The sequence below is a fragment of the Roseomonas sp. USHLN139 genome (assembly GCF_037145735.1).
Taxonomy (GTDB): Bacteria; Pseudomonadota; Alphaproteobacteria; order Acetobacterales; family Acetobacteraceae; genus Pseudoroseomonas.
The window spans coordinates 42,690-61,853 of sequence record NZ_JBBCWY010000015.1 but is presented as its reverse complement, the minus strand read 5'-3'; the positions used below and the strand labels follow the sequence as shown (position 1 = coordinate 61,853).

Sequence of the window (19,164 nt, the reverse complement as noted above, 5' to 3'; positions counted from 1 at the left end):
CATGGCTCTGATCTCCCGCCGCGCCACCTTGGCCGTGCCGCTGGGCGCCATCCTGATGCCGCTGGCGCCGCGCCTGGCGCTGGCCGCCCCTGCCATCGGCGCCGCCGCCCCCGATTTCAGCGCCCCCGACCAGGACGGGCAGACCCGAAGCCTGGCCGATTACCGCGGCAAGGTGGTGGTGCTGGAATGGACCAACCACGACTGCCCCTTCGTCAGGAAGCATTACGGCAGCAGCAACATGCAGGCGCTGCAGCGCGAGGCGGCGGCGAAGGGCATCGTCTGGCTCTCCATCGTCTCCTCGCCGCCGGGCGAGCAGGGGCATGTGACGCCGGACCAGGCCAAGGCGCTGACCAGCGAGCGGGGCGCCGCCCCGGCCGCCGTGCTGCTGGACCCGCAGAGCCGCATCGCCCGCGCCTATGCCGCCACCACCACGCCGCATATGTACGTGATCGATGGCCAGGGCATGCTGTGCTACATGGGCGGCATCGACAGCATCGCCTCCAACCGCCAGGAGGACGTGGCCAAGGCCGAGCCGCTGGCGAAGAACGCCATGCTGGCGGTGGCCGAGGGGCGGCCGGTCGCCCAGCCGGTCACCCGCAACTATGGCTGCGCCATCAAATACGCCCCTGCCGCCTGAATTCCGGGCGACCGGATGATGAGGGCCCGGGGCGCCTTTCCCCGGGCCCTTTCTCTTTGGCCCCGGTTGGGGGCTAGACTGCTTCCCCCTGCCCTGCCCGCCGGAGGAAACAACCAAGATGAATGCTGTCGCCGAGACCCCCTTCATCCGCCTGCATCCCGAGGACAGCGTGCTGATCGCCCGCCGCGCCGCGCCCGAGGGCACGCCCGTCGGCCCGAATGTGCTGGCCCGCCAGCGCATCCCGCCCGGCCACAAGGTGGCGCTGCGCGCCCATGCGCCGGGCGAGGCGGTGAAGCGCTACGGCCAGATCATCGGCTTCGCGACGCAGCCGATCGCGCCCGGCGACTGGGTGCATGTGCAGAATTGCGGCATGGGCGATTTCGACAAGGACTATGCCTGGGGCGTCGATGCGCGGCCGACCCTCTACGTGCCGCAGCCGGCGACGTTCCAGGGCATCCTGCGGCCCGACGGGCGGGTGGCGACGCGCAACTACATCGGCATCGTCACCAGCGTGAACTGCTCGGCGCATGTCGCCTCGCTGATCGCCGATGCCTTCAAGCGCAACCCCTTCACCGGCAGCGACCCGCTGGCCGAATTCCCCAATGTCGATGGCGTCGTCGCGCTGACCCACAAGACCGGCTGCGGCATGGGCGACAATGACGGCCTGCGGATCCTGCGGCGGACCCTGGCCGGCTATGCCCGGCACGCCAATTTCAGCCATGTCATCGCCATCGGCCTGGGCTGCGAGGTCAACCAGATCTCGGGGCTGCTGCAGGAGCAGAACCTGGCCGGCCGGCTGCGCAACATGGACATCCAGGAGATGGGCGGCACCCGCAAGACGGTGGAGGCCGGCATCGCCTTCGTCCGCGAGGTGCTGGCCGAGGCCAACCAGGTGCACCGCCAGCCGGTGCCGGCCAGCCACCTGACCATCGCCCTGCAATGCGGCGGCTCGGACGGCTATTCGGGCATCACCGCCAACCCGGCGCTGGGCGCCGCCTCCGACCTGCTGGTCCGCCATGGCGGCACGGTGATCCTGTCGGAAACGCCGGAGACCTATGGCGCCGAGCACCTGCTGACCCGCCGCGCCACCTCCCGCGCGGTGGGCGAGAAGCTGGTCGGGCTGATGCGCTGGTGGGAGGAATATGCCGAGCGCGGCCAAGCCGAGCTCAACAGCAACCCCTCGCCGGGCAACAAGGCGGGAGGCCTCACCACCATTCTGGAAAAATCGCTGGGCGCCATGGCCAAGGCCGGCAACAGCAACCTGACCGCCGTCTACGACTATGCCGAGCCGGTCACCGAGAAGGGTTTCGTCTTCATGGATACCCCCGGCTACGACCCGGTGGCCGCCACGGGCCAGGTCGCCGGCGGCGCCAACCTGGTCTGCTTCACCACCGGCCGCGGCAGCGTCTTCGGCTGCAAGCCGGCGCCCTCGATCAAGCTGGCCACCAACTCGGCCATGTATGAGCGGATGGAGGAGGACATGGACGTCAATTGCGGCACCATCCTCTCCGGCCGCGAGAGCGTCGAGGAATGCGGCGAGCGGATCTTCCAGCTGATCCTGCGCGTCGCCTCGGGCGAGCGGACCAAGAGCGAGAGCTATGATTTCGGCTCGGCCGAATTCGCCCCCTGGCCGATCGGCGCCACCATGTGACGCGGTGGCGGGAGCGGCCGGCAGGGCGGCGGCGCGCCGCTGCCCTGGCCGGCCGCCCTGCGCTGCCCGCCTGCATCCGCGAACCCAGGCAGCGGATCAATATTCGGGTGCGATATTTTGCAAATTCCCAGAAATCGCAATTAATATTCCATTAGGATTTTACCCCTTCGGTCGATATCAACGTAAATTCTGGCGCGCACAGGATCGTTACTTCTTCTTACCAACTCCGGACGCCAGCATGACAGGGGCAGCACGCCTGGATCTTGCTGCAGCATCGGGAAGAAGCAGGTCATGGCGCGTTACGACGGCACTCTGAAGAACGACATCTTTCTGTTTTCCAGCCATGTCGAGGCCGATACCATCCTGGCCGACGGCCTGGCCTCGCCGCGTGATGGGCGCGGCGGCAGCAACCTCATCATGGCCGGCCGCGGCAGCGACAGCCTGTTCGGCGGCTATGGCCGCGACGTCATCTATGGCGGCGACGGCGACGACTATATCACCGGCTATGGCGTGGCCGGGCCGACGCCCAGCGCCGAGAACATCTTCGCTTCCGAGGACCAGGCCGACCGGCTGTTCGGCGGGCGCGGGCGCGACACCATCCTGGGCGGCGGCGGCGACGACCTGATCGACGGCGGCAGCAACCACGACCTGCTCTATGGCGGCAGCGGCAACGACACCATCAAGGGCGGCAGCGGCAACGACGTCATCCACAGCGGCGCCGGCGCCGACCAGCTCTGGGGCGGCTCGGGTGCCGATACCTTCGTCTATGCCTATGACCCCTCGAACAGCGAGCGGGCCTATGACGCCAATGGCGGCATCGACACCATCCATGACTTCCAGACCGGCACCGACAGGATCGACCTCCGCCCGCTCTATCTGCGCGAAGGCGACGTGACCCTGGTCGACACCCATGCTGGCCTCGAGCTGCATTTCTTCGCGGTCTACGAGGACACCGAGATCCACCTGAAGGGCGTCCACAGCCTGCAGGCCGGCGACATCCTCTTCGCCGCCTGAGGCCTCGGCGCCGGCGGCGGAGGGTCAGACCGTCAGCAGCCGGCGCACCGCCGCCTCGTCCAGCGAGCCGGAAAGCCCCGCCAGCGCCACCTCGCCGCGCACCATGATGGCCAGCTGGTCGCCCAGCTCGCGGGCGAATTCGTAATACTGCTCGACCAGCACCACGGCCATGCCGCGGCTTTTCGCTAGCAGCGCGATGACGCGGGCGATGTCCTTGATGACATTGGGCTGGATGCCCTCGGTCGGCTCGTCGAGGATCAGCAGCCGCGGCCGCGCGGTCAGCGCGCGCGCGATCGCCAGCTGCTGCTGCTGCCCGCCCGACAGGTCGCCGCCGCGCCGGCGCAGGAACTGCTTCAGGATCGGGAACAGCTCGAAGACGTCGTCCGGCACCTTGGCGCCGCGTGGCGCCGCCGCCAGCGCTGTCTCCAGATTCTCGCGCACCGTCAGGAAGGGGAAGATCTCGCGCCCCTGCGGGACATAGCCAATCCCGGCCCGCGCCCGGTCGGCGGCGGAGAGGGCAGCAACATCGCGCCCTTCCCAGACGATGCGGCCGGCTTTCACCCGCTCCAGCCCGACGATCGAGCGCATCAGCGAGGATTTGCCGACGCCGTTGCGCCCCAGCACGCAGGTGATGGCGCCGGGATCGGCACTGAGAGAAACGCCGCGCAGCGCCCGGCTGGCGCCATAGAAAAGGTCGATGCCCTCGACACGCAGCATGGCTCAGCGCCCCAGATAGACGTCGATGACCCGCGGGTCGTTCTGCACATGGTCGATGCTGCCTTCCGACAGCACGCTGCCCTCGCAGAGCACGGTGACCTTCTCGCCCAGCGCGCGGACGAATTCCAGGTCGTGCTCCACCACCACGACGCTGCGGCTGCCGGCGATGCGGCGCAGCAGGGCGGCGGTGTGCTCGGTCTCCTGGTCGGTCATGCCGGCCACCGGCTCGTCGACCAGCAGCAGCTTCGGGTCCTGCATCAGCAGCATGCCGATCTCCAGCCATTGCCGCTGGCCATGCGACAGGATGGCGGCGCGATCCTCGGCGCGGTCCGCCAGGCCGATCTCGTCCAGCACCGCCTCGATGCCGCGGCGGGCGCCGGCCGAGAGCCGCCAGCGCAGGCAGGACCAGGGATCGCGCGGCGCCTTCAGGGCGAGCTCGAGATTCTCGAAGACGGTCAGCGCGTCGAAGACGGTGGGCTTCTGGAACTTCCGGCCGATGCCGAGATTGGCGATGGTCGCCTCGTCCAGCTTCGTCAGGTCGCACTCGCCGAAGCTGACCGTGCCGGCGGTCGGCCGCGTCTTGCCGGTGATGATGTCCATCATCGTCGTCTTGCCGGCGCCGTTCGGCCCGATGATCGCCCGCAGCTCCCCCGGCTCGACAATGAGCGAGAGATTGTTCAGGGCGCGGAAACCGTCGAAGACCACCGAGACGCCGTCGAGATAGAGGCGCCCCTCGCGCATCGCGCTCGCGTTCATCGGCCGGGCCCCTTCTGCAGCAGGCCGACGATGCCGCGCGGCAGGAACAGCGTCACCGCCACGAACAGCCCGCCCAGGACGAAGAGCCAGAGGTCGGGGGCGAAGGAGGTCAGCCAGGTCTTGATCGCATTGACCGAGAAGGCGCCGAGCAGCGCGCCGACCAGCGTGCCGCGCCCGCCGACGGCGACCCAGACCACGGCCTCGATGGAATTGCCCGGGCTGAACTCGCCCGGATTGATGATGCCGATCAGCGGCACGTAGAGCGCGCCGGCCAGCCCCGCCAGCATCGCCGAGAGCACGAAGACCGACAGCTTCACGGCGGTGGTGTCGTAGCCCAGGAAGCGCACGCGGCTCTCGGCGTCGCGCACCGCGACCAGCACCCGGCCGAGCTTGGATTTCGTGATGTGCCGGCAGAGCAGCAGCGACGCCCCGAGCGAGACCAGCGCCGCATAGAACAGCGCCGCGCGGGCGCCGGCCGTGTTCAAGGGCATCCCCAGCAGCTCCTTGAAGTCCGTAAAACCGTTGTTGCCGCCGAAGCCCATGTCGTTGCGGAAGAAGGCCAGCATCAGCGCATAGGTCATCGCCTGGGTGATGATGCTGAGATAGACGCCGGTGATCCGGCTGCGGAAGGCGAGCCAGCCCAGCACCCCCGCCAGCACCCCTGGCACGATCAGCGCCATGGCGAAGGCGAAGGGAAAGAACTGGAAGCCCTGCCAGTACCAGGGCAGCTCGGTATAGCCGAGGAAGACCATGAAATCCGGCAGCACCGGATGGCCATAGACGCCCCTGGGTCCGATGAGACGCATCAGGTGCATGCCGATGGCATAGCCGCCGAGCGCGAAGAAGGCGCCATGGCCGAGGCTGAGGATGCCCGCATAGCCCCAGGCCAGGTCGATCGCCAGCGCCAGGATGGCGTAGCAGATCCATTTCCCCGAGACCGAGACGACGAAGTCGGAGACGTAGAAGCTGGCCTCCGGCGGCAGCCGGTTCAGCACCGGCAGCAGCGCCAGCAGGGCGAGCCCGGCCAGCAGCAGCCCGCGCAGGATGGTGCCAGGGGCGGGGCGCAGCCGCTCGCCCAGGGTGATGGAGGCGCTCATTGTTCGGCCGCCCTTCCCTTCAGCGCGAACAGCCCCTTCGGCCGGCGCTGGATGAACAGCATGATGCCGACCAGCACGGCGATCTTCGCCAGCACCACCCCGGCCCAGGGCTCCAGCATCTTGTTGACGATGCCGAGCGTCAGCGCGCCGATCATGGTGCCGGCCAGCGAGCCGACGCCGCCGAACACCACCACCATGAAGCTGTCGATGATGTAGCCGGTGCCGAGGTTCGGCGAGACATTGTCGATCTGGCTCACCGCCACCCCCGCCATGCCGGCGATGCCGGAACCGAAGGCGAAGGTCATGGCGTCCACCCGGCCGGTGCGGATGCCCATGGTGGCGGCGATGCGGCGGTTCTGCACCACGGCGCGCATCTCCAGCCCGAAGCGGGTGAAGCGGATGGCGGCCACGGTCAGACCAAGCACCACCAGGCTGAAGAAAATGATCCACAACCGGTTCTGCGTGACCTCGATGCCGCCCGGCAGGGTCAGCGTCCCCTGCATCCAGGACGGCGAGACCACCTCGCGGTTCTGCGCGCCGAAGATCAGCCGCACCCCCTGCTGCAGGATCATGCCCACGCCGAAGGTCATCAGCAGCGTCTCCAGCGGCCGGCCGTAGAGATGCCGGATCAGCCCGCGCTCCAGCGCGACGCCGACCGCCGCGGTGACCAGGAAGGCCGCCGGCACCGAGAGCGGCAGCGACAGCGGCGCCAGCCAGGGCAGGCCGCGGCACAGCTCCTGCACCAGCACCGTCGTATAGGCGCCGAGCATCACCATCTCGCCATGCGCCATGTTGATCACGCCCATCACCCCGAAGGTGACGGCCAGGCCGAGTGCGGCCAGCAGCAGGATCGATCCCAGAGAAAGCCCCTGGAAGGCGGTCTCGGCGACGCGCTTCAACTGCAGCCTCGTGTCGATGGCGGCGACCGCGGCGTCGATCTCGGCAGCCAGGCCGGGATTGGCGGCGCGCGCCTCCAGCAGCAGCCCGCGCGCCTCGGCGGAGGCCGTGCCGCCCAGCACCACGATGCCCTGGCGCTTCGCCCCATCCTCGGGGGCCGCCAGCCGGGAGGCGGCCAGCGCCAGCATCATCCGCTCGCGGATCGCCGGATCGTTCTCGCGCCCGACGGCATCCTCGAGCAACGGGACATTGTCGGGGGAGCGGCTGCGGAACAGCCCCTCGGCAGCGGTGATGCGCTCGGCCGGATCGGGCGAGAGCAGCTGCAGCCGGCCGAAGGCCCCACGCAGCGCGCCGCGCACCCGGTTGTTGATGCGCAGCACCTCGCCCGGCTCGGCCGCGGCGCCGGTCAGGGCGTCGCGCGCCACCCCGCCCTCGACGAGGGTCAGGCCGCCATCGGCGCGCTTCTGCAACCGGCCATCGGCCAGCGCCCGCAGGATCGGCACGGCGCGCGGATCGCCGGTCGCGCCCAGCCGCTCCACCGCCTCGGCCTGCTGCGCGAAGCCGCTGGCCAGGCCGGGCAGCGCCGCCTCGAAACCGCCCTGGGCACGCACGGGCACAGCAAACACCAGGAGCAGCAGCACCACGCGCCACATCGGACCAACCCCCTCAAGCAAAGGAAGGAAGGTCGGGGGGAAGTATCCCCCCGAATCCCCCCTCTATTTCTGCAAAATCAGGTCGGCTTGCGGCGGGAGGCGTTCTCCGGGATGAAAGGCGACCAGTTCTCGGCAGGAATGGCCGAGGACGTCTTCCAGACCACGTTGAACTGGCCGTTCTCCATGATCTCGCCGATCATCACCGGCTTCGACAGATGGTGGTTCTCGAACATCTGCTCCTCGTAGCCGCAGGGGGCAGCAACCTTCTGGCCATACATCGCGGTGCGCACGGCATCGACGCTGGTCGAGCCCGCCTTGGCCACCGCCTGGCTCCACATCTTGAAGCCCGTGTAGGTGGCCTCCATCGGGTCGTTGGTGACCCGCTTGGGATTCTTGATGTAGGCGGCCCACATCGCCTTGAACTCGGTGTTCACCGGGCTGTCGACGGACATAAAATAGTTCCAGGCGGCCAGGTGGCCGACCAGCGGCTTGGCGTCGATGCCGGCCAGCTCCTCCTCGCCGACCGAGAAGGCGACGGACGGAATGTCCTCCGCCTTGATCCCCTGGTTGCCCAGCTCGCGATAGAAGGGGACATTGGCGTCGCCATTGATCGTCGAGACGATGGCGGTCTTCTTGCCCTCGCCGGCGAAGCGCTTCACCCGGCTGACGATGCCCTGCCAGTCGGAATGGCCGAAGGGGGTGTATTCCTCCATGATGTCGGCATCGGAGATGCCCTTGCTGTTCAGGAAGGCGCGCAGGATGCGGTTGGTGGTGCGCGGATAGACATAGTCGGTGCCCAGCAGCGCGATCCGCTTGGCGCCGCCGCCGTCGTCGCTCATCAGGTATTCCACCGCCGGGATCGCCTGCTGGTTCGGCGCGGCGCCCGTATAGAAAACATTCTTCGACTGCTCCTCGCCCTCATACTGGACGGGGTAGAAAAGCAGACCGTTCAGCTCCTCGAAGACCGGCAGCACCGACTTGCGGGACACCGAGGTCCAGCAGCCGAAGGTCACGTCGACCTTGTGCACCTGCAGCAGCTCGCGCGCCTTCTCGGCAAACAGCGGCCAGTTGGAGGCCGGATCGACCACCACCGCCTCGACCTTGCGGCCCAGGATGCCGCCCTTCTTGTTGGCGTCCTCGACCATCATCAGCACGGTGTCGCGCAGCGCGGTCTCGCTGATCGCCATGGTGCCGGACAGCGAATGCAGCACGCCGACCTTGATCGGGCCGGATTGCGCCCAGGCCGGGCGCAGCGCCGGCATGGCCAAGGCGCCGGCACCCGCCGCCAGCAGGGCGCGGCGGGAGAAAGGGGTCCTGATCGTCATGGGATCGCTCTCCGGGTCGCGGCCTGCGGGCCGCCTGATGCATGGTGCAGGGCAGCATCCCGCCGGCCGTTGCCGAAGCGAATACGTCAAATGACGTAGGCCGGGGCCCGTCGCCGCGCTTGACGCGCCGTCCGGCGGCATCCCACTCTCGGCCCCGGCTTGCCTCGAGGACCCCGCCCAGCATGGCGACACGCCAGCGCATCCTGCGCATCCGGCGCGACTACAACCGCTGGGTCGCCGACGAGACGATGGAAGACTATGCGCTGCGCTTCACCGCCGAGAGCGCGCGCAAATGGTCGGCCTTCCGGGTGGCCAGCACCGCGCTGGGCTCGATCTCCTTCCTGGCGCTGGAGGCGATCGGCGGCGCGCTCACCGTGGCGCATGGCTTCACCAACAGCGTCGCCGCCATCCTCTTCGTCTCGGTGCTGATCTTCGCCGCCTCCCTGCCAATCTGCGTCGCCGCCGCGCGCGCCGGGGTGGATGTCGACCTGCTGACCCGCGGCGCCGGCTTCGGCTATATCGGCTCCACCATCACCTCGCTGATCTATGCCAGCTTCACCTTCATTTTCTTCGGCATCGAGGCGGTGATCCTGGCGGCGATGCTGGACAGCTTTTTTTCAGTTCCGCTCTGGCTGGGCTACATCCTCTGCGCCGTCGTGGTGGTGCCGCTGGTGACGCATGGCATCACCTTCATCAGCCGGGTGCAGACCTGGACCCAGCCGGTCTGGCTGGTGCTCAACATCCTGCCGCTGATCGGCCTGCTGGTCGCCCATCCCGACTGGATCGCCGGCTGGACCGGCTACGAGGGCGAGCGCGGCACCGGCGGCTTCGATCTTCTGGCGTTTGGCGCCGCCGCCTCGGTGCTCTTCGCGCTGATCACCCAGACCGGCGAGCAGGTCGACTACATCCGCTTCCTGCCGCCGCGCGCCACGCAGAAGCGCTGGGTCTGGTGGGCGGCGCTGCTGGCTGGCGGCCCGGGCTGGATCGCCTTCGACGTGCTGAAGCTGCTGGCCGGCTCCTTCCTGGCCTATGCCGCGCTGCAGGCCGGGCTGACCCTGGCCCAGGCCGTCCAGCCGGCCGAGATGTACCGCCTGGCCTTCGGCACGCTGATCGCCTCGCCGACCCTGGTGCTGGTGGTGACGGCCGTCTTCGTCGCGCTGTCGCAGATCAAGATCAACGTCACCAACGCCTATGCCGGCTCGCTGGCCTGGTCGAATTTCTTTTCGAGACTGACCCACAGCCATCCGGGACGCGTCGTCTGGCTGGTCTTCAACATCGCCGTCGCGCTGCTGCTGATGGAGCTCGGCGTCTACAACACCATCGAGCAGGTGCTCTTCGTCTATTCCAACGTCGCCGCCGCCTGGATGGGCGCGCTGGTGGCGGATCTGGCGGTGAACAAGCCGCTCGGCCTCAGCCCGAAGGGCATCGAGTTCAAGCGGGCGCATCTCTACGACGTCAACCCGGTCGGCGTCGGCGCCATGTTCTTGTCCGTGATCGGCTCCTTCCTCGCCTATTACGGGTTCCTGGGCGCGCTGGCCCAGGCCCTGTCCACCTTCATCGCCTTCGGCATCGCCTTCGCCGCGGCGCCGGCCATCGCCTGGGCCACCGGCGGCCGCTACTACCTGGCCCGCAAGCCGCGCGCCGCCTGGGCCGCCCGGCCCTCGCTGCACTGCGTGATCTGCGAGCATGGCTTCGAGCCACGCGACATGGCCTATTGCCCGGTCTATACCGGGCCGATCTGCTCGCTCTGCTGCTCGCTCGATGCCCGCTGCGGCGATGGCTGCAAGCCGCATGCGCGCCTCTCGGCGCAGATCGTCACGCCGCTGCGCGCCATCCTGCCGGCGCCGGTGATGCAGGCGCTGGGCACCCCCGTCGGCTCCTTCATGGTCGTTTTCCTGACCTTTGCCGCGACCATCTCGGTGGTGTTCCTGGGCATCCGGGCGCAGACCCCGGCGAACGCCTATCTCGACACCGCCTTCTGGAAGGCCTTCTTCGTGCTGCTGGTGATCGGCGGTATCACCGCCTGGACCCTCGTCCTGGCCCGCCAGTCCCGCCTGGTCGCCCAGGAGGAAACCCGCCGCCAGACCAGCCTGCTGATGAGCGAGATCCGCGCCCACCAGCGCACCGACGCCGCGCTGCAGAAGGCCAAGGAGACCGCCGAGGCCGCCAACATGGCGAAGAGCCGCTATGTCATCGGCATCAGCCATGAGCTGCGCTCGCCGCTGAACGCCATCCTCGGCTATGCGCAGCTGCTGGAGCGCGATCCCGCCATCCCCGAGCGCCGGCGCGATGGCCTGCGCACCATCCGCCGCAGCGGGGAACATCTGGCGGCGCTGATCGAGGGGCTGCTCGACATCTCCAAGATCGAGGCCGGCCGCATCGAGCTCTATCGCGACGAGGTGCGGCTGCCCGACTTCCTCGAGCAGATCGTGCAGATGCTGCGGCTGCAGGCCGAGGCCAAGTCGATCGGCTTCGTCTTCGAGCCGCCCGAGCGCCTGCCCGAGCTGGTGCATACCGACGAGCGCCGGCTGCGGCAGATCCTGATCAACCTGCTGTCCAACGCCATCAAGTTCACCCGGCAGGGCCAGGTCACCTTCCGCCTGCGCTTCCGCTCCGAGGTCGCCGAATTCGAGGTGATCGACACCGGCATCGGCATCGCCGAGGACGACCTGCCGCGCATCTTCGAGCCCTTCCAGCGCGGCGGCAATTCGCACGCCGCCTCCACCCCCGGCGTCGGCCTCGGCCTGACCATCACCAAGACGCTGACCGAGATCATGGGCGGCGAGATTTCTGTGCAAAGCCGCCTGGGCGAGGGCAGCCGCTTCAAGGTGCGCCTGCTGCTGTCGGGCAAGGCGGCGAAGGCAATTGAGGTCGAGCGCCGCATCACCGGCCATGCCCCGCGCGGCCGGGCGCCCGCGGTGCTGGTGGCCGACGACGACGCGGCGCATCGCGCGCTGGTCGCCGACCTGCTGGTGCCGCTGGGTTTTTCCGTCCGTCTCGCCGCCAGCGGCGGCGAGGCCCTGGCGATGGCGGAGGACGACCATCCGGACATCTTCCTGCTCGACATCGCCATGCCGGGCATGACGGGCTGGGAGCTGGCGCGACGGCTGCGGCTCGCCGGGCAGACGGCGCCGATCATCATGGTCTCGGCCAATGCGCTGGAGCTCGGCGCGCCGTCCGAAGGCCAGCATCATGACGACGTGCTGCCCAAGCCGCTGGCGCTGGCCGCGCTGCTCGACAAGATCGGCCTGCTGCTCGGCCTCGACTGGACCTTCGCCGACCCGGCGCCGATGCCGCCGGAGAATGCCGCGCGGCTGACCGCGGCGCAGGCGGCCAATCTGCGCCAGCTGGCCGCCATCGGCTATGTCGGCGGCATCCGCGAGCGGCTGGACGCGCTGGAGGCGGAATCGCCCGAGGCGGCGCCAGCCATCGCCCTGCTGCGCGGGCTGATCGCCGAGTACCGGATGGACGCCTTCATGGCCGCCCTGCCGGAGGAGGAAGGCTGATGGAACGCCGCGACATCGTGCTGGTGGTCGATGACGCGCCGGGCACGCTCGGCCTGCTGAACGACACGCTGGAGGGCGCCGGCTACATGGTGCTGGTGGCGCAGTCCGCCGCCGCCGCCATGACGGTGATCGAGCGCATCACCCCCGACATCGTGCTGATGGATGCGGTGATGCCCGGCATGGACGGCTTCGAGGCCTGCCGCCGGATGAAGCGCAACGCCCAGCTGATCTCGGTCCCCGTCATCTTCATGACCGGCCTGACCGAGAGCGAGGATGTGGTGCGCGGCTTCGATGCCGGCGGCGTCGATTATGTCGTCAAGCCGGTGGTGCCGGACGAGGTGGTGGCCCGCATCGCCGCCCACCTGGCCAATGCCCGGCTGACCCGCAGCGCCCATGCCGCGCTCGACGTCGCCGGGCGCTTTCTTCTCGCCGTCGATCGGGAGGGGGCGGTGCTCTGGGCGACCCCCCAGGCGGCGACCCTGCTGCGCGACGCGGCGCCGCCCGCCGGCGACGGCCCCGCCGGCCTGGCCCTGCCCGGCTGGCCGGCCCTGGCCGAGGGCGAGGCGCCGCGCCTGCCGCCGATCCCGCTGGCCGATGGCCGCCGCGTCGAGTTCCACCATGTCGGCCAGATCGCCGCCGACGAGCTGCTGCTGCGCGTCACCGCCTTCGACCCGGGGCGGGAGGAAGGCATGCTGCGCGACCGCCTGGGGCTGACGGCGCGGGAGGCGGAGGTGCTGCTCTGGCTGGGCCGCGGCAAGTCGAACCGCGACATCGCCGATATCCTGGTTCTCTCCCCGCGCACGGTGAACAAGCATCTGGAGGGGATCTTCGCCAAGCTCGGCGTCGAGAACCGCGCCTCGGCCGCCGCCCTGGCGGTGCGGGTGCTGGGTGGCTAACGCGGCGCGCCGGGGGTCTTCGGGCCGCCGGCCTCCCGCTCCTTCTTGCCCTCGTCGTAATGCCACTTGATGGCGAAGAACATGCCGGTGCCCAGCACGATGATCTTGAACGGGAAGAAGACCCAGGGGAACCAGTCATACATTCGGGATGATCCAGGCCATGCGACGATCGGAGGCCGCGACCCTATCCCGGCGGCGCGGTGCCAACAGCTGGACCGATTGTCGCACCACCCATGATGCCGCCGGCGCCAGGCACGGCGTTTGCTGGGAAGCCGCCGATGCCTCTTGATACCCCCCGCCACCAGCGTGCCCATGGCCGCGCCGAGCTCGGCTTCCGCCAGACCCCGCGCGGCACCGCGCTGGGCCATCTGTTCCATGCCGCGCCCTATCGCATCCTCTTCCCGGTGCCCGAGCCGGACGACCTGCCCTCGGCGGCGCTGGTCAATGTCGGCGGCGGCCTGGCCGGCGGTGACTCCTTGTCCCTGGAGGTCACGCTGGAGGCCGGCGCGCGCGCCCAGGTCACCACGCCGGCCGCGGAGAAGATCTATCGCAGCCTGGGCGAGCCCAGCCGCATCGACAGCCGGTTGTCGCTCGCCCCCGGCGCCACGCTGGAATGGCTGCCACAGGAGACAATCCTGTTCGATGGCGCCCGGCTGGAGCGGCGGATGCGGGTCGGGATGGCCGCCGATGCCCGGCTGCTGGCCACCGAGCTGCTGGTGCTCGGCCGCGCCGCGCGGGGCGAAGCCTTCGACCATGGCGCGCTCCTCGATTCCTGGCGGCTGCGGCGCGGCGGCCGGCTGGACTGGGCCGATGCGCTGGAGCTTTCCGGGGATCTCGCGGCCCGGCGCGCCGCCCCCTTCGGCCTTGGCGGCGCCAATGCCATGGGGCTGCTGCTCTTCGCCGCGCCGGTCGCGGAGGCGCTGGCGGCGCGGGATCTCTGCCGCGAGCTCGGCCTGGACGCCACCCTGGCCCGCCCCGGCCTGCTGCTGGCGCGCTGGCTGGGCGAGGCCTCGGCGGTGCGCGACGATCTGGCGCGGGTCCTGCCGCCATTCCGGGCAGCCCTGCTCGGCCTGCCGGCACGCCTGCCCCGCCTGTGGACGAGTTGAGCAAAGCCGCGCCACAATGCCCATCCCCTTTGCCACCCCCGCTCCTGCCAGGATGAGCCGATGCACCTGACCCCCCGCGAGAAGGACAAGCTGCTGATCGCCCTGGCGGCCGAGGTCGCCCGCAAGCGCCTGGCGCGCGGCGTGAAGCTGAACCACCCCGAGGCCATCGCGCTGATCACCGATTTCGTCGTCGAGGGCGCCCGCGACGGCCGCAGCGTCGCCGAGCTGATGCGCGACGGCGGCACCGTCCTGACCCGCGAGCAGGTGATGGAGGGCATCCCCGAGATGATCCACGACATCCAGGTCGAGGCCACCTTCCCCGACGGCACCAAGCTGGTCACCGTCCACCACCCGATCCGCTGAGGAGCCGCCCATGATTCCCGGAGAGATCATCGCAGCCCCCGGCGAGATCGCGCTGAATGCCGGACGCGAGGCGATCGAGCTGGAGGTGGCCAATACCGGCGACCGCCCGGTGCAGGTCGGCAGCCACTACCATTTCTTCGAGACCAACGAGGGGCTTTCCTTCGATCGGAACGCTGCGCGTGGAAAACGGCTCGACATCGCCGCCGGCACCGCGGTGCGCTTCGAGCCCGGCCAGACCCGTCGCGTCCGGCTGATCGATTTCTCGGGCGGCCGCGTGGCGCATGGCTTCCGCGGCCTGGTCGAAGGGAAGCTCTGAGCATGGCCACCCGCATCTCCCGCGCCGCCTATGCCGGCATGTATGGCCCGACCCTCGGCGACCGCATCCGCCTGGCCGATACCGAGCTCTTCGCCGAGGTCGAGCACGACCACACCATCTACGGCGAGGAAGTGAAGTTCGGCGGCGGCAAGGTGATCCGCGACGGCATGGGCCAGTCCCAGCTCAGCCGGGCGCAGGGCGCCATGGACACGGTGATCACCAATGCCGTGGTGATCGACCATGGCGGGATCATCAAGGCCGATATCGGGCTGAAGGACGGCCGCATCGCCGCCATCGGCAAGGCCGGCAACCCGGACACCCAGCCGGGCGTCACCATCGTCATCGGGCCCGGCACCGAGATCATTGCCGCGGAAGGAAAGATCCTGACGGCGGGCGGCATCGATCCGCATATCCATTTCATCTGCCCGCAGCAGATCGAGGAGGCGCTGGCCTCCGGCATCACCACCATGTTCGGCGGCGGCACCGGCCCGGCGCATGGCACGCTCGCCACCACCGCGACGCCGGGGCCCTGGCACATGGCGCGGATGTTGCAGGCGGCCGAGAGCTTTCCGATGAACCTGGGCTTCCTCGGCAAGGGCAACGCCGCCCTGCCCGAGGGGCTGGAAGAACAGATCCGCGCCGGCGCCTGCGGGCTGAAGCTGCATGAGGACTGGGGCACCACGCCCAAGGCGATCGACACCTGCCTGACGGTGGCGGACAGGTTCGACATCCAGATCGCCATCCACACCGACACGCTGAACGAGAGCGGCTTCGTCGAGGAGACCATCCGCGCCATCGGCGGCCGCGCCATCCAGGCCTTCCACACCGAGGGCGCCGGCGGCGGCCATGCCCCCGACATTCTCCGCGTCATCGGCGAGCCGAATTTCCTGCCCAGCTCGACCAACCCGACCATGCCCTACACGGTGAACACCGTGGACGAGCATCTCGACATGCTGATGGTCTGCCACCACCTCGACCCGCGCATCGCCGAGGACGTGGCCTTCGCCGAATCCCGCATCCGCCGTGAGACCATCGCCGCCGAGGACATCCTGCACGATCTCGGCGCCATCTCGATGATGAGCTCCGACAGCCAAGCCATGGGCCGGGTCGGCGAGGTGATCATCCGCACCTGGCAGACCGCGCACAAGATGAAGGTGCAGCGCGGGCGGCTCCCCGGCGAGCAGGGCGAGAACGACAATCTGCGCATCCGCCGCTTCATCGCCAAATACACGATCAACCCGGCGATCGCCCAAGGCATCAGCGCCCATGTCGGCAGCGTCGAGGTCGGCAAGCTGGCCGATCTGGTGCTGTGGTCGCCGGCCTTCTTCGGCGTGAAGCCGGACATGGTGCTGAAATGCGGCAGCATCGCCATGGCGCCGATGGGCGACCCCAATGCCTCGATCCCGACGCCGCAGCCGGTGCACTACCGGCCGATGTTCGCGGGGTTCGGCCGCGCGATGCAGGCGAGCTCGATCACCTTCGTGTCCGCAGCCTCGCTGGAGTCCGGCGATCTGGCGGGCCGCCTCGGCCTGAACCGCACCCTGCTGCCGGTGGAAAACACCAGAAAAATCGGCAAGCGGGACATGGTGCTGAACGACACCCTGCCGAAGATCGAGATCGACCCGGAGACCTACGAGGTCCGCGCCGATGGCGAGCTGCTGATTTGCGAGCCGGCCACGGTGCTACCGATGGCCCAGCGCTACTTCCTGTTCTGATCAAGAGCCTTGCGATGACAACCGAAGAGAATCTTCCCCGCGCCACCCAGGTGCTGCCGGCCGGCGAATGGCAGGCGGGCACGGCGCGCGACCGCATCACCGTCGACTTCGACGACCGCCACCGCCGCCGCAAGCGCTATACCGGCGAGGGCGGCAGGAGCTTCCTGCTCGACCTGCCCGAGGCCATTGTGCTGCGGCATGGCGACGGGCTGCTGCTGGAAGGCGGCGGCGTCATCCTGGTGCAGGCGGCGCCCGAGCCGCTGGTCGAGATCCGCGCGCGCGACATCCACCACCTGCTGCGCCTGGCCTGGCACCTGGGCAACCGCCATCTGCCGGCCGAGATCGATGCCGACCGCATCCTGATCCGCGCCGACCATGTGATCGAGAAGATGCTGGTGGGCCTGGGCGCGACGCTGGCCAAGGTCGACGCCCCCTTCAACCCCGAGGGCGGGGCCTATGGCGAGCACAACCGCCATGCCGGGCATCATCACGGCGACCATGACCATGATCACGGGCATGACCACGGGCATGACCACGGGCACGACCATGGGCATGGCCACCACCACTGAAGGCGACCTGCAGCGGCTGCTGACCTGGCTGTCGCCGGCCTATCCGGTCGGCGCCTATACCTACAGCCACGGGCTGGAGATGGCGGTGGAGGCCGGCGCGGTGCGCAACCGCGCCGATCTTCTGGCTTACATCGAGACCGTGCTGGAGGCCGGCGCCGGCCGGATCGACGCGGCGCTGCTGGCGGCCGCCTTCCGCACGGCGGCGGCCGATGACGCGGCGGCGCTGGACGAGGTCGCGAGCCTCGCCACCGCCTGGCGCGGCACCGCCGAGACCGCGCTGGAGACCATGGCCCAGGGCAGCGCCTTCCTGAAGGTCACCAACGCCGCCTGGCCGGAGCCGCGCCTGGCGGCCCTCGCCGCGCGGCATGCGGGGGTGCTGGCGCATCCGGTGGCCTTCGGCGCCGCCGCTGCCTGGCAGGGGCTGGCGCTGCCGATGGCGCTGTTCGGCTTCCTGTCGGCCTTCGCCGCCAACCTGGTCTCGGCGGGCGTGCGGCTGGTGCCGCTGGGCCAGACCGACGGGCAGATCACCACCGCAGCCCTGCTGCCGGCGCTGCAGGCGGCGACGGCCGCCGGGATGGCCGCCGACCTCGACCGCATCGGCACCGCGGCGCCGATGCTCGACCTGTTTTCCATGCGCCACGAGACGCAATATACGAGGCTCTTCCGATCATGAGCAGCAATGGTCCCTTCCGCGTCGGCATCGGCGGTCCCGTGGGCTCGGGCAAGACGGCGCTGACCGAGCGGCTGTGCAAGCATCTGCGCGACAGCCACAACATCGCCGTCATCACCAATGACATCTACACGCGGGAAGATGCCGAGTTCCTGACCCGCAACGACGCCCTCGCCCCGGAACGGATCATCGGCGTCGAGACCGGCGGCTGCCCGCATACCGCGATCCGCGAGGACGCCTCGATCAACCTGGCCGCGGTCGCCGAGATGAGCGGGCGCTTCCCCGGCCTGGAAGTCCTGTTCATCGAGAGCGGCGGCGACAACCTGGCGGCGACCTTCAGCCCGGAGCTGGCCGACCTGACCATCTATGTCATCGACGTCTCGGCCGGCGACAAGATCCCGCGCAAGGGGGGCCCGGGCATCACCCGTTCCGACCTGCTGGTGATCAACAAGATCGACCTGGCGCCGCTGGTGGGCGCCGATCTCGGCGTGATGGACCGCGATTCGAAGAAGATGCGCGGCGCGCGGCCCTTCATCTTCACCAATCTCAAGGCGCAGCAGGGCGTCGCCGAGATCGCCGACTTCGTGCTCAAGGCCGGCGGCATCCGCGCATGATCCTGCCGACCGACCTGCTGCTGGTGGTCGATGTGCAGCCGGATTTCATGCCCGGCGGCGCGCTGCCGGTGCCGGGGGGCGATGCGGTGCTGCCGCTGATCAACCGGCTGCAGCCGCTGTTCCCGATGATCGCGGCGACGCAGGACTGGCATCCCGCCGATCATTCTTCCTTCGCCAGTCAGCATCCGGGACGATCGCCTTTCGAGACCGCGACGCTGGACTATGGCGAGCAGGTGCTGTGGCCCGACCACTGCGTCCAGGGCACGCCGGGGGCCGCGCTGCATCCGGCGCTGGCGCCCGATCGCATCGAGCTGGTGCTGCGCAAGGGGTTTCGCCGGGCGATCGACAGCTATTCGGCCTTCCGCGAGAACGATCGCCGCACCCAGACCGGGCTGCACGGCTATCTGCAGGAGCGCGGGGTGAGGCGTGTCTTCATCGCCGGGCTGGCGCGCGGCTATTGCACCGACTTCTCGGCCGAGGATGCGGCGGAGCTGGGCTACGAGGTCGTGCTGATCGAGGATGCCTGCCGCGGCATCACGCCGGAGGCAACGGCCGCGGGGACGGCCCGCCTGCGGGCGCGCGGCGTGCAGTTCCTGCCCAGCGCCGCTTTCTGACAGAAATAGAAGGGGGACCGGGGGAATACCTTCCCCCGGACTTTCTTA

At 69.3% G+C, this 19,164-nt stretch carries 19 protein-coding genes; 13 read left to right on the top strand and 6 right to left on the bottom strand.

Annotated features, from left to right (window positions below; genetic code table 11):
- Position 1 precedes the first annotated feature (1 nt).
- The 3 genes from WFI16_RS24805 to WFI16_RS24795 all read left to right on the top strand — a co-directional run bounded on the left by WFI16_RS24805 (position 2) and on the right by WFI16_RS24795 (position 3,302).
- Complete coding sequence (locus tag WFI16_RS24805; protein WP_419900544.1) at positions 2 to 637, top strand: redoxin domain-containing protein; 636 nt, start codon at positions 2 to 4, stop codon at positions 635 to 637.
- Positions 638 to 755: 118 nt separating this feature from the next.
- The gene (locus tag WFI16_RS24800) at positions 756 to 2,288 is read left to right on the top strand and encodes a UxaA family hydrolase (protein ID WP_419900543.1); all 1,533 of its coding nucleotides are present in this window, start codon (positions 756 to 758) and stop codon (positions 2,286 to 2,288) included.
- A gap of 291 nt (positions 2,289 to 2,579) precedes the next feature.
- Positions 2,580 to 3,302, top strand: coding sequence for a calcium-binding protein (locus WFI16_RS24795; RefSeq protein ID WP_419900542.1), 723 nt, complete (start codon positions 2,580 to 2,582; stop codon positions 3,300 to 3,302).
- A 24-nt stretch (positions 3,303 to 3,326) separates the two neighbouring features.
- Here the strand turns inward: WFI16_RS24795 and urtE are convergent, their stop codons facing one another.
- From urtE to urtA, 5 genes are all read right to left on the bottom strand, one after another.
- Complete coding sequence (gene urtE, locus WFI16_RS24790; protein WP_419900541.1) at positions 3,327 to 4,019, bottom strand: urea ABC transporter ATP-binding subunit UrtE; 693 nt, start codon at positions 4,017 to 4,019, stop codon at positions 3,327 to 3,329.
- Positions 4,020 to 4,022: 3 nt separating this feature from the next.
- The gene (gene urtD, locus WFI16_RS24785) at positions 4,023 to 4,775 is read right to left on the bottom strand and encodes an urea ABC transporter ATP-binding protein UrtD (RefSeq protein ID WP_419900540.1); all 753 of its coding nucleotides are present in this window, start codon (positions 4,773 to 4,775) and stop codon (positions 4,023 to 4,025) included.
- Positions 4,772 to 5,872 (bottom strand): urea ABC transporter permease subunit UrtC, encoded by a 1,101-nt coding sequence (urtC, locus tag WFI16_RS24780; RefSeq protein ID WP_419900539.1) that lies wholly within the window; start codon positions 5,870 to 5,872, stop codon positions 4,772 to 4,774. The genes urtD and urtC overlap by 4 nt, the downstream gene beginning before the upstream one ends.
- Positions 5,869 to 7,422 (bottom strand): urea ABC transporter permease subunit UrtB, encoded by a 1,554-nt coding sequence (gene urtB / locus WFI16_RS24775; RefSeq protein WP_419900538.1) that lies wholly within the window; start codon positions 7,420 to 7,422, stop codon positions 5,869 to 5,871. Before urtB ends, urtC begins: the two co-directional genes overlap by 4 nt.
- 77 nt (positions 7,423 to 7,499) lie before the next feature.
- Positions 7,500 to 8,747 (bottom strand): urea ABC transporter substrate-binding protein, encoded by a 1,248-nt coding sequence (urtA, locus tag WFI16_RS24770; protein WP_419900537.1) that lies wholly within the window; start codon positions 8,745 to 8,747, stop codon positions 7,500 to 7,502.
- A gap of 182 nt (positions 8,748 to 8,929) precedes the next feature.
- On the opposite strand from urtA, the gene WFI16_RS24765 reads away from it, so the two are divergent.
- Positions 8,930 to 12,253: a hybrid sensor histidine kinase/response regulator gene (locus tag WFI16_RS24765; protein WP_419900536.1), complete on the top strand. Its 3,324-nt coding sequence runs from the start codon at positions 8,930 to 8,932 to the stop codon at positions 12,251 to 12,253.
- Positions 12,253 to 13,149, top strand: coding sequence for a DNA-binding response regulator (locus WFI16_RS24760; protein WP_419900535.1), 897 nt, complete (start codon positions 12,253 to 12,255; stop codon positions 13,147 to 13,149). The genes WFI16_RS24765 and WFI16_RS24760 overlap by 1 nt, the downstream gene beginning before the upstream one ends.
- Here the strand turns inward: WFI16_RS24760 and WFI16_RS24755 are convergent.
- Positions 13,146 to 13,292 carry a hypothetical protein gene (locus WFI16_RS24755; protein WP_419900534.1) on the bottom strand — a complete coding sequence of 49 codons (147 nt, stop codon included), beginning with the start codon at positions 13,290 to 13,292 and terminating at the stop codon, positions 13,146 to 13,148. The two genes, WFI16_RS24760 and WFI16_RS24755, sit on opposite strands and share 4 nt — an antisense overlap.
- Positions 13,293 to 13,427: 135 nt before the next feature.
- Here WFI16_RS24755 and WFI16_RS24750 point away from each other — a divergent pair, with 135 nt between their 5' ends.
- From WFI16_RS24750 to pncA, 8 genes are read left to right on the top strand one after another with little or no spacing between them, the layout of a single operon-like run.
- Entirely contained in the window at positions 13,428 to 14,255 is an 828-nt protein-coding gene (locus WFI16_RS24750) for an urease accessory protein UreD (RefSeq protein ID WP_419900533.1), read from the top strand.
- A 60-nt stretch (positions 14,256 to 14,315) separates the two neighbouring features.
- Entirely contained in the window at positions 14,316 to 14,618 is a 303-nt protein-coding gene (locus tag WFI16_RS24745) for an urease subunit gamma (protein WP_419900532.1), read from the top strand.
- 10 nt (positions 14,619 to 14,628) lie between these two features.
- The gene (locus WFI16_RS24740; RefSeq protein WP_419900531.1) at positions 14,629 to 14,934 is read left to right on the top strand and encodes an urease subunit beta; all 306 of its coding nucleotides are present in this window, start codon (positions 14,629 to 14,631) and stop codon (positions 14,932 to 14,934) included.
- Positions 14,935 to 14,936: 2 nt separating this feature from the next.
- Positions 14,937 to 16,649 (top strand): urease subunit alpha, encoded by a 1,713-nt coding sequence (ureC, locus tag WFI16_RS24735; RefSeq protein WP_419900530.1) that lies wholly within the window; start codon positions 14,937 to 14,939, stop codon positions 16,647 to 16,649.
- Positions 16,650 to 16,663: 14 nt separating this feature from the next.
- Positions 16,664 to 17,218, top strand: coding sequence for an urease accessory protein UreE (locus tag WFI16_RS24730; protein ID WP_419900529.1), 555 nt, complete (start codon positions 16,664 to 16,666; stop codon positions 17,216 to 17,218).
- Positions 17,178 to 17,891: an urease accessory protein UreF gene (locus WFI16_RS24725; RefSeq protein WP_419900528.1), complete on the top strand. Its 714-nt coding sequence runs from the start codon at positions 17,178 to 17,180 to the stop codon at positions 17,889 to 17,891. Before WFI16_RS24730 ends, WFI16_RS24725 begins: the two co-directional genes overlap by 41 nt.
- Entirely contained in the window at positions 17,888 to 18,502 is a 615-nt protein-coding gene (ureG, locus tag WFI16_RS24720; protein ID WP_419900527.1) for an urease accessory protein UreG, read from the top strand. Before WFI16_RS24725 ends, ureG begins: the two co-directional genes overlap by 4 nt.
- Positions 18,499 to 19,116 carry a bifunctional nicotinamidase/pyrazinamidase gene (gene pncA / locus WFI16_RS24715; RefSeq protein ID WP_419900526.1) on the top strand — a complete coding sequence of 206 codons (618 nt, stop codon included), beginning with the start codon at positions 18,499 to 18,501 and terminating at the stop codon, positions 19,114 to 19,116. The genes ureG and pncA overlap by 4 nt, the downstream gene beginning before the upstream one ends.
- Positions 19,117 to 19,164: the final 48 nt, after the last annotated feature.

Bases quoted from the DNA above. Each gene is read 5' to 3' on its own strand.
- WFI16_RS24805 (WP_419900544.1), top strand. From the start codon at position 2: ATGGCTCTGATCTCCCGCCGCGCCACCTTGGCCGTGCCGCTGGGCGCC.
- WFI16_RS24800 (WP_419900543.1), top strand. From the start codon at position 756: ATGAATGCTGTCGCCGAGACCCCCTTCATCCGCCTGCATCCCGAGGAC.
- WFI16_RS24795 (WP_419900542.1), top strand. From the start codon at position 2,580: ATGGCGCGTTACGACGGCACTCTGAAGAACGACATCTTTCTGTTTTCC.
- urtE (WP_419900541.1), bottom strand. From the start codon at position 4,019: ATGCTGCGTGTCGAGGGCATCGACCTTTTCTATGGCGCCAGCCGGGCG.
- urtD (WP_419900540.1), bottom strand. From the start codon at position 4,775: ATGAACGCGAGCGCGATGCGCGAGGGGCGCCTCTATCTCGACGGCGTC.
- urtC (WP_419900539.1), bottom strand. From the start codon at position 5,872: ATGAGCGCCTCCATCACCCTGGGCGAGCGGCTGCGCCCCGCCCCTGGC.
- urtB (WP_419900538.1), bottom strand. From the start codon at position 7,422: ATGTGGCGCGTGGTGCTGCTGCTCCTGGTGTTTGCTGTGCCCGTGCGT.
- urtA (WP_419900537.1), bottom strand. From the start codon at position 8,747: ATGACGATCAGGACCCCTTTCTCCCGCCGCGCCCTGCTGGCGGCGGGT.
- WFI16_RS24765 (WP_419900536.1), top strand. From the start codon at position 8,930: ATGGCGACACGCCAGCGCATCCTGCGCATCCGGCGCGACTACAACCGC.
- WFI16_RS24760 (WP_419900535.1), top strand. From the start codon at position 12,253: ATGGAACGCCGCGACATCGTGCTGGTGGTCGATGACGCGCCGGGCACG.
- WFI16_RS24755 (WP_419900534.1), bottom strand. From the start codon at position 13,292: ATGTATGACTGGTTCCCCTGGGTCTTCTTCCCGTTCAAGATCATCGTG.
- WFI16_RS24750 (WP_419900533.1), top strand. From the start codon at position 13,428: ATGCCTCTTGATACCCCCCGCCACCAGCGTGCCCATGGCCGCGCCGAG.
- WFI16_RS24745 (WP_419900532.1), top strand. From the start codon at position 14,316: ATGCACCTGACCCCCCGCGAGAAGGACAAGCTGCTGATCGCCCTGGCG.
- WFI16_RS24740 (WP_419900531.1), top strand. From the start codon at position 14,629: ATGATTCCCGGAGAGATCATCGCAGCCCCCGGCGAGATCGCGCTGAAT.
- ureC (WP_419900530.1), top strand. From the start codon at position 14,937: ATGGCCACCCGCATCTCCCGCGCCGCCTATGCCGGCATGTATGGCCCG.
- WFI16_RS24730 (WP_419900529.1), top strand. From the start codon at position 16,664: ATGACAACCGAAGAGAATCTTCCCCGCGCCACCCAGGTGCTGCCGGCC.
- WFI16_RS24725 (WP_419900528.1), top strand. From the start codon at position 17,178: ATGACCACGGGCACGACCATGGGCATGGCCACCACCACTGAAGGCGAC.
- ureG (WP_419900527.1), top strand. From the start codon at position 17,888: ATGAGCAGCAATGGTCCCTTCCGCGTCGGCATCGGCGGTCCCGTGGGC.
- pncA (WP_419900526.1), top strand. From the start codon at position 18,499: ATGATCCTGCCGACCGACCTGCTGCTGGTGGTCGATGTGCAGCCGGAT.